The sequence below is a fragment of the Herbaspirillum sp. B65 genome (assembly GCF_000333555.1).
Taxonomy (GTDB): Bacteria; Pseudomonadota; Gammaproteobacteria; order Burkholderiales; family Burkholderiaceae_D; genus Herbaspirillum; species Herbaspirillum rubrisubalbicans.
The window spans coordinates 1-8,494 of record NZ_BADI01000963.1 but is presented as its reverse complement, the minus strand read 5'-3'; the positions used below and the strand labels follow the sequence as shown (position 1 = coordinate 8,494).

At 62.2% G+C, this 8,494-nt stretch carries 3 protein-coding genes and 1 pseudogene; 2 read left to right on the top strand and 2 right to left on the bottom strand.

All coding sequences use genetic code 11. The annotated features are described in order from the left end of the window. The coding region (epsL, locus tag I5W_RS22670; RefSeq protein WP_044530946.1) for an XrtB/PEP-CTERM-associated polysaccharide biosynthesis outer membrane protein EpsL at positions 1 to 966 on the top strand (966 nt) is incomplete at its 5' end. Here epsL and I5W_RS32635 read toward each other — a convergent pair. Further along, on the bottom strand, positions 917 to 1,444 hold the full coding sequence (locus I5W_RS32635; RefSeq protein WP_199901790.1) for a hypothetical protein: 528 nt from the start codon (positions 1,442 to 1,444) through the stop codon (positions 917 to 919). The two genes, epsL and I5W_RS32635, sit on opposite strands and share 50 nt — an antisense overlap. Between I5W_RS32635 and I5W_RS33665 the strand changes: the two are divergent. Then, positions 1,422 to 8,377, top strand: a pseudogene (locus I5W_RS33665) (hemagglutinin repeat-containing protein). The gene I5W_RS32635 and the pseudogene I5W_RS33665 sit on opposite strands and share 23 nt — an antisense overlap. Here I5W_RS33665 and I5W_RS32950 read toward each other — a convergent pair. Continuing rightward, the coding region (locus I5W_RS32950) for a hypothetical protein (RefSeq protein ID WP_148289177.1) at positions 8,290 to 8,494 on the bottom strand (205 nt) is incomplete at its 5' end. The pseudogene I5W_RS33665 and the gene I5W_RS32950 overlap by 88 nt on opposite strands.

Genomic DNA, 8,494 nt, shown 5'->3' with positions numbered 1-8,494 from the left:
ATCTTGCTGGATGCGAGTGCCACCAAGAATACCTTTGATCATTTCAGTCAGTTCGACAACGACGGGCGAGATCTGAAGGCTGACTGGGGTTGGGTACTGGGAGAGCATGTTTCCGGCAACCTCGGTTATGTGTACTCGCGTTCGCTCACGCCATTCCAGAATTTTCGAGTGTTGCAGGCAAATATCCGAACCATGGATACCAAATACCTCAATGTAGCGTGGCAACTGCACCCGGATTGGGCGGTGCATGTGCAGGCGTCGAAATTTGGTCTGGCCTACGATCTGCTGAGCCAGCAATCCAACAACTTTACCCAGAACATTGCCGAATTCGGCGTCGATTACACCCCGCGCAGCGGAAGTACCGCCGGCCTGCAGGTGCGTAGGACCACTGGTCGCTATCCTTTTGACTCCGTCATTGGGACCGGGACTGTCAACAACTCGTTTGTCCAGGAAGATTACAAGGCAAAGATCGTTTGGCTCTACAGCGACAAGACCAAGCTGCAGTTCCTGGGTGGCGTCACCCAGCGCGAACGTGATGCTGCTGCGCCTGGTTCCGGCTATCGTGGCTTGAATGCACGCCTGATTGGCGACTGGGCGGCTACCGCCAAGACCGGGTTCACGGCCAACCTGTGGCGTGAAATCGGCGGCGTGAATGATATCGATGCGAACTTTGCGTTGACTACCGGTGCCAGCCTGGTGGCGAGCTATCTGCCCACTGCGAAGTTGCGTTTCGATGGTCTGGTCGATTACGAGCACCGCAACTACAACGGTGCTTCCATCGTGACCGGCGTGACGCCCTCCACGCGTCGTGACAATTATGAGAAGGCGACCCTGAGCTTGACCTATTCGCCTACGACCTCGTTGTCCCTGATGCTGGCGGTCTATCGTGAAAACCTGAAATCCAACATCAACAGTTTCAGCTATCTGTCCAACGGCATCTCCCTGACTTCGCGCTATGAATTCTGAGGCCCCAAAAATGAGCGACCTGCATGATGGCTTGCCGGTAGGTAACGTCAAGCCCAATACCATTACGATGGTATTCAAGCGCTTCGTTGAGCCGGCGTTGATCGTGGCTTACCTGTGGGTGCTGGTGCGTCTGAGCCATCATGTCTTCAACGGCGATTATTGGGTGCTCGCCATCATGGCGTTCTTCCTGTCTTCGTATTTCTTTACCGAATTCCACGAGCGCCGCCTGCGTCGTAATCCCCGTGGTCCTTCTTCTTTCGCACCGGTGCTGGACTGGCTGGCGGTGGCGGCGGTATTGGTGGTGGTGGCCTACATCTGCGAGTTCTACCAGAACCTGTCGATGCGAGCGATCTTCTTCTGGGTGATCAGCACGCCGATCGGCCTGATCATCTCCCAGCATCACCTGCGCTGGCTGCGGCTTCCTCAACGCCAACCGCGCCACGCTCACCACGGGTGTGCCGCAGATCAACAACGGCAACCTGGACAGCTATCGCGTGGCCAGTGGCGCGGTGAACATCGAAGGCAATGGGCTGGATGCCAGCCGCACCGACTACGCCGAGATCATCGCGCGCGCGGTGCAGGTCAACGCCGGCGTATGGGCGCCCGAACTGAAGGTCAGCGCCGGCTTGAACACGGTCAGCGCCGACCATGCCAGCGTACAGCCCGGCGTGGCCCCGAGCGACGCCGCCCCGGCGGTGGCCATCGACGTGGCGCAACTGGGCGGCATGTATGCCGGCCACATCTACCTGACTTCCACCGAACATGGCGTGGGCGTGCGTAACGCCGGCACCATCGGCGCTGCGGTCGGACAGGCCGTAGTCACCGCCGATGGTCGCCTGGAAAACAGCGGCAGCATGGCCAGCAGTGGAGCACTGACGGTGCAGGCCAGCGACAGCGTGCTCAACACCGGCAGCATCGCGGGCGAAGGCCCGGTCCAGTTGAGTGCGACCACCATCGACAACCGCAACAACATCGGCAGTCGCGCCGCACTGGCGATGCAGGCTTCCGCTGGCATGAGCAACAGCGGCCGCCTCGAAGCCAGCCAGGGCATCACCCTGCAGGCCGGCCAGCTCGACAACAGCGGTGGCGTCAATGCCGGCGATGCCTTGCGCATCAAGGCGGCGCAAGACATCAACAACAGCGGCACCTTGGGCGCCCACGGCGGATTGACGGTCGAGGCAGCAGCCTTGCGCAACAGCGGCAAGCTGGGCAGCCAGAGCGCGGCCAATCTCACCACCACCACCCTGGACAATGCCGGCAGCATCGCCAGCAGCGCAGCGCTGACGGTGCAAGCCAGCCAGAGCGTACGCAACACCGGCAGCATCGGCGGCGAAGGTCCGGTGCAGGTGAGCGCCACGAGCATCGACAACCGCAACAGCCTCGGCAGCAGCGCGTCCCTGACGATGCAAGCCTCCGCAGGCATCAGCAACAGCGGCACGCTGCAAGCGACCACCGACGCCACGCTCAACGCCAGTACCCTGGACAACAGCGGCACCCTGAGCGCCCGCCAGGGCCGCGTGCGCATCAACAGCAGCGGCAGCACCACCAACAGTGGCCGCATCGAAGCGGCACAGTCGGTTGCCGTGCAGGCCGATGGCCTCACCAACAGCGGCAACATCAATGCGGTGGATGCCCTGCGCGTGCAGGCCGCGCAAGCCATCAGCAACAGTGGCACGCTGGGCGCCAATGGCGGCGTCGAACTGCAGTCCGCCACCCTGGACAACCGCGGCACGCTGGCTTCCAGCCAAGATGCACTCACCATCAACACCCGCGGCCAGCTCGCCAACCAGGGCCAGGTCAGCGCGGCGCAGTCGCTCACGCTCACCGGCGCGGGCATCGACAACAGTGCCGGCACGCTCAACGCCACCGACATTCGCCTCGACAGCCAATCACAAACCTTCAGCAATCGCGGCGGCCAGGTCAGTGCCCAGCGCGACCTGCAGATCGCCAGCGGCGCCCTGGACAATAGCAACGGCACGCTGGCTGCCCAAGGCCAACTCACCGTCGGCAGCGGCGACCTGAACAACGATGGCGGCCTGCTGCAAGCCGGCACCACCTTAAAAATCGACGCCAGCGGCAAGACCGTGCGCAACAGCCACTCCGGCAGCACACGCGGCATCCAGGCCCAGGGCACGGTGGACATCGCCGCCGCCACGCTGGTCAATGCCGGCCTGGTCTCCTCAAACAGCGACATCAACCTCAACACCGCCACCCTGGACAACCGCGCTGGCTCAATCGGCGCCACCGGCAAGCTGACCGTGCAAGGCAACAGCGTCACCAACAGCGGCGGCCAGTTGCAGGCCAAGCAGGGCGTGGACATCCAGGCCGGCAGCGGCCTTGTCGACAACAGCGGCGGCTTGCTGCGCTCGGATAGCACGGTCAACGTGCAAGCCGGCAGCGTGCGCAACGACAACACCCAAGGCCAGGACCAGGGCATAGAAGGCGCCACCGTCAACGTGGCCGCCACCGACATCAGCAACCGCCAGGGCGCCGTGCGCGGCGACGCCATCACGCTGACTGCCAGCGGCCGCATCGACAACGGCAGCGGCCTGATCTCCGCCACCAACAGCGCCGTGTTGACGGACGCCAACCCGAGCACGCGCACCCTGGCCATCGACAACAGCAACGGCACCGTCATCGCCGGACGGCAGACCACCTTGCTGGCATATTCCTTCACAGGCACTGGTCGGGTATTGAGCCAGAAAGACCTGCGCATGGACCTGGTCGCCTCAATCCTTCATACCGGGCAGATCGGAGCCACAGGCGAGCTGGATTTACGCACCGCCGGCACCTTCACCAATGCCGGCTCGGTCGGCGCCGGCGGCACCTTGACGCTGACGGCCGCCACCATCGACAACCAGGCCAGTGGCGCGCTGGTGGGCAATACCCTGAGGCTCAAGGCTACCGATGTCCACACCTTCATCAACCGGGGCCTGATCGATGGCGTGAACACGGTCATCGAAAGCAGCACCATCAACAACCTCGGCACGGGCCGCATCTATGGCGACAACATCGCCATTGGCGCGGACGTGTTGAACAACCAGGCGGAAACCGTCGACGGCGTCACCAGCGCCCCGGTGATCGCCGCACGCAACCGACTTGATATAGGCGCCGGCGTCATCAACAACAGCGAACATGGGTTGATCTACTCGGTGGGCGACATGGTCATCGGCGGCGCGCTGGATGCCAACAAGAAGGCTGTCGGCTCGGCGCGGGAAGTCAACAACAGCAGCGCCACCATCAATGCCGATGGCAACCTGAGTATTGCCGCCGGGAGCATCAACAATAGCAACGCGCATCTGGAGACCACGGACCAGACGGGACCGGGCAAGCGCATCATCAGCTATCGGGTCAATGGATCGTCGCAACTGATCGATGGCGCGAACGCCCGTCTCTTCAATCCCGGCAATGGTGCGGTCGTCGCGCCGGAGAATTGGCGTGCGATGGGCGATGAGGATAATTTCCGCTTGCTGTTGCCCTCGGCGCAGTATCCCTTTGAGCGATATGGGCCGCCGTTTACCTATGCTCAGGGGGGCTATCTTTCCAGTGCCTATATCCCGGCGGTACCGGAGAGTTCCAACGGCGATGGTCAGAGCTTCCCCGGCGTGCCCGAGCAATTCATGTACGCCCCGGATGCAAAGATCTGGGACGTATTTGGTGTGGCACGGCCAACCGCTGTGGTTCCGCAGGAACCCAGAATGCCTGGAATGTTTGATCAATGCGGAGATGGCGCAGCCTGCGTCAGTCCTACTTACGAGCGGGATATGGCTGCCTGGAAAACCGCCCACGACGCATGGCAAGCCGTGCGAGATGAACAGCTTCCGCACTATCAAGCCCTCAATCAGGCCATCGCAGATTTCAGCGCCAATCTGAGAGGCCGCCAGGTCGGCCAATGGACCATCTACGACGGCACCGAACAGATCACCCGCACGGTAGTCACCAAGAGCGACCCCGGCATGATCACCTCCGGCGGCAACATGAACCTGGCCGCTGGTGCGCTCAACAACTACGCCAGCCAGGTCATCGCCGGCGGCACGCTGGCCGGTGACAGCGTCAACGGCACCGCCATCAACAACACTGGCCCGCTGGGCCGACAGCGCGTGGTCTCGACCGGCTCGGCCGTGTACACCTACATCAAGAGCCACCGCTTCAGCGCGGACGACCGTCGTTATGATGGTGTGCCTTACCAGTCGCAGGACATCGTCACCAACTTCCAGCTCGACGTCAGCCCCACCAGTGGCGCCGGCCCCAACCGCGCCAACTCGGTGCGGGCAGTGCCAGCGGCGGTCTCGGGAGCGGCGGGTGCGAGCGCAGGCGCGGCCAGCATCCGCATCGCCAAGCTCGACCTGACGCTGCCCAACAATGCGCTCTACCGCATCAATGCCGGCCCTGCGCAGCGCTACCTGGTGCAGACCGACCCGCAATTCGTGGGCACGCGCAACTGGTTGTCGTCGGACTTCATGCTGAGGCAACTGGGCCAACTCAACCAACCCAATGCCGCCATCGGCGTGCGTCAGTTGGGCGATGGTTTCTATGAACAGCAACTGGTGCAGCGCCAGATCCAGCAGATCACCGGCCAGCGCTATCTGGCCGGCTACAGCAGCAACGAAGCGCAATACCAGGCGCTCATGAACGCAGGCCTGCAAGTGGCGCAAGCCCAACGCTACACCCTGGGCGTGGCCCTTACCGATGCGCAGGTGGCGGCACTGAAGACCGACATCGTCTGGCTGGTCAAGCAGACGGTGACGCTGGCCGATGGCAGCACGCAGGAAGTGCTGGTGCCACAGGTGTACGTACACGCCTCCAACGTCGAGGTGACTGGCCAGGGCACGCTGATCGCGGGCAATGACGTGGCCTTCCAGGCGGCACAGGATATCGTCAACAGCGGCGGCACTATTGCTGCGCGCAAGGGGGTGTCGCTGGCGGGTGCCAATCTCCAGAACCTGGGTGGGCGTATCAGCGGTGATGCTGTACTTGTTTCTGCTACTCAGGACATCAACAACATCGGCGGCACCATCGATGCGCGCAACAGCCTGGTGGCCACAGCAGGCCGCGACATCAACAGCGCTTCCACCACGGTAGCAACGGCTAACGCCGTCACCAGCGGCACCAACATCAACCAGAATGCCTCGATGTCAGTCTCTGAGGCCAATGGTTCGCTCACTGCCGTGGCCGGTCGTGACATCAACCTCAAGGCCAGCGGCGCCTCGGCAGACAACATCACGCTGGTCGCCCAGCGCGACGTGAACCTCTCCACCGTCCACGAAACCAGCCAGGAAAAACTCGCCTGGGACAACGACAACCGCGCCGAAGTCAACCGCGACAACGCCATCGGCAGCACGGTGCAGGGCAAGGACATCAGCATGACCGCAGGTCGCGACATCAATGCCCAGGCAGCCTACGTCAACGCCGAAGGCTCGTTGGCGGCTAACGCAGCCAACAACATCAATATCGGCACCGATGTCAGCACGGCCAGTGCGCGTGATCAGCACAAGAAGACCGATGCGGGTGGGGTGCTGTCTTCGCGGACGGTGACCACTGATGACAGCAGCAGCGAGCGCATCAATCAAGGGACGACCCTGTCTGGCAATACGGTGGTGGTGCGCGCGGGCAAGGACATCAACGTTATTGGTAGCAATGTCGTCGCGACGCAAGGCGTGGGCATGGCTGCGGGTAACGATGTCAATATTGTGGCTGCCGTGGATAGCAGCACTAAAAACAATTTCCGCAAGGAGACCACCAGCGGAGTGATGGGCGCAGGCTTCGGCGTGACCATAGGCACGCGTGAGCAGAGTCATGATGGCAAGAGCCAGGGACAGACGGCGTCGGCTTCCACCATTGGTAGTACCGATGGCAATGTCAGCATCGTGGCGGGGAATCGGTATACGCAGGTGGGCAGTGATGTGATGGCGCCCAAGGGCGATATCGATATTGCGGCCAAGTCGGTGGAGATTCGGGCGGCGGAGCAGGCCAGTAAAACCACCACTGAAGACAAGTACAAGCAAAGCGGCCTGACAGTGGCTGTGACAAGCCCGGTGATCTCGGCGATGCAAACAGTGGACCAGATGGTCGAATCGTCGGGCAAGACCAAGAATGGTCGTGTGAAAGCCCTGGCGGCAGCCACCGCCGGGATGTCACTCTACAGCGCCGCCGGAGAGATGCAAAAGGCCGGCTCGGCCGAAGGTGGCAGCAACATCGGCATCAGCGCCACGATAGGCAGCAGCCAGAATGGCAGCCGCAGCGAACAGAACACGGTGACACAACGCGGCTCCACAGTGGCCTCTGGCGGCAACATGAACATCCGCGCGACTGGTGACGGCGCCAACAGCAACATCACCATTGCTGGCAGCGACATCAATGCCAAGGGCAATCTGGCGCTGAAGGCGGACAACGACATCAACCTCATCGCGGCGCAGAACAGTGACGAACAACACAGCACGCGCTCATCGTCTTCATGGGGCGTGGGCATCACGGCGCAGGTTGGTTCAGAGAGCAAACTCGGCATCACAGCCAATGCAGCAGGTAGTCGAGGCAAGAGTGATGGCAAGGATGTGTCCAATGTGATGACGCAGGTGCGTGCGGTGGTCAGTCAAAGATCGATTCGGGCCGTGATACGAATCTGATTGGCGCTACGGTATCGGGTGAACAGGTGCAGGCCAACGTTGGGCGTGATCTGAACATTGCCAGCGTGCAGGACACCAGTACCTTCAAGAGCCGTGACCAGAGCATTGGCGGCAGTGCGACGATAGGGTATGGATCGGGCGCCAGCATCAGCGCCAGCCGCAGCCGTGTTGATGCGGACTATGCGAGCGTGGGGCAGCAAGCCGGGATCACGTCAGGCAATGGTGGCTTCCAGATCAACGTGAAGGGCAATACGGATCTGAAGGGGGCGCAGATCGCCAGCACGGATCAGGCGGTGGAGCAGGGCAGAAATAGCCTGACCACGGGAACACTTACCAGCAGTGAGATCCAGAATCGGAGTCAGTACTCGGCGGAGAGTCAAAGTGCCAGTGCCGGTACGTCAGGTGGCAAACCAGGCGGAGGTATTGGCATCGGAAACGCCTCGGGTAGCGAGACCAGCGTGACGCGGAGTGGTGTTTCTGGTGCGGCAGTGACTATTACGGATGCTCAGGCGCAGCAGGCCAGGACGGGGCAGAGTGCGGATCAGGCTGTGGCGTCGCTGGATGCATCGGTACGCACGGGTAAGGACAGCAGCAATAGTTTGGCGAAGAGCTGGGACGGCAATCAACTGCGTGAGGATGTTGAGGCGCAGGCGAAGATTACGCAGGCGTTTGGGCAGCAGGCGGCCAAGATGGTTGGTAGCTATGCGGATGCCAAAGAAGGGGAGCTGCGACGGTCAGCCCTTAAGGCGGCCACGCTGGCCAGGTCGGTGCCCTGCACGCTGACGTAGACATCGATAGCCGGCGAGATGTTGTAGCGCGAGGCCACGGCCATCTGACGTCCTGCGTGCACATCGACCAGATTGCCCAGCAGCTGCGGCGGTGTGGCGGCATTGCACCGCACCACC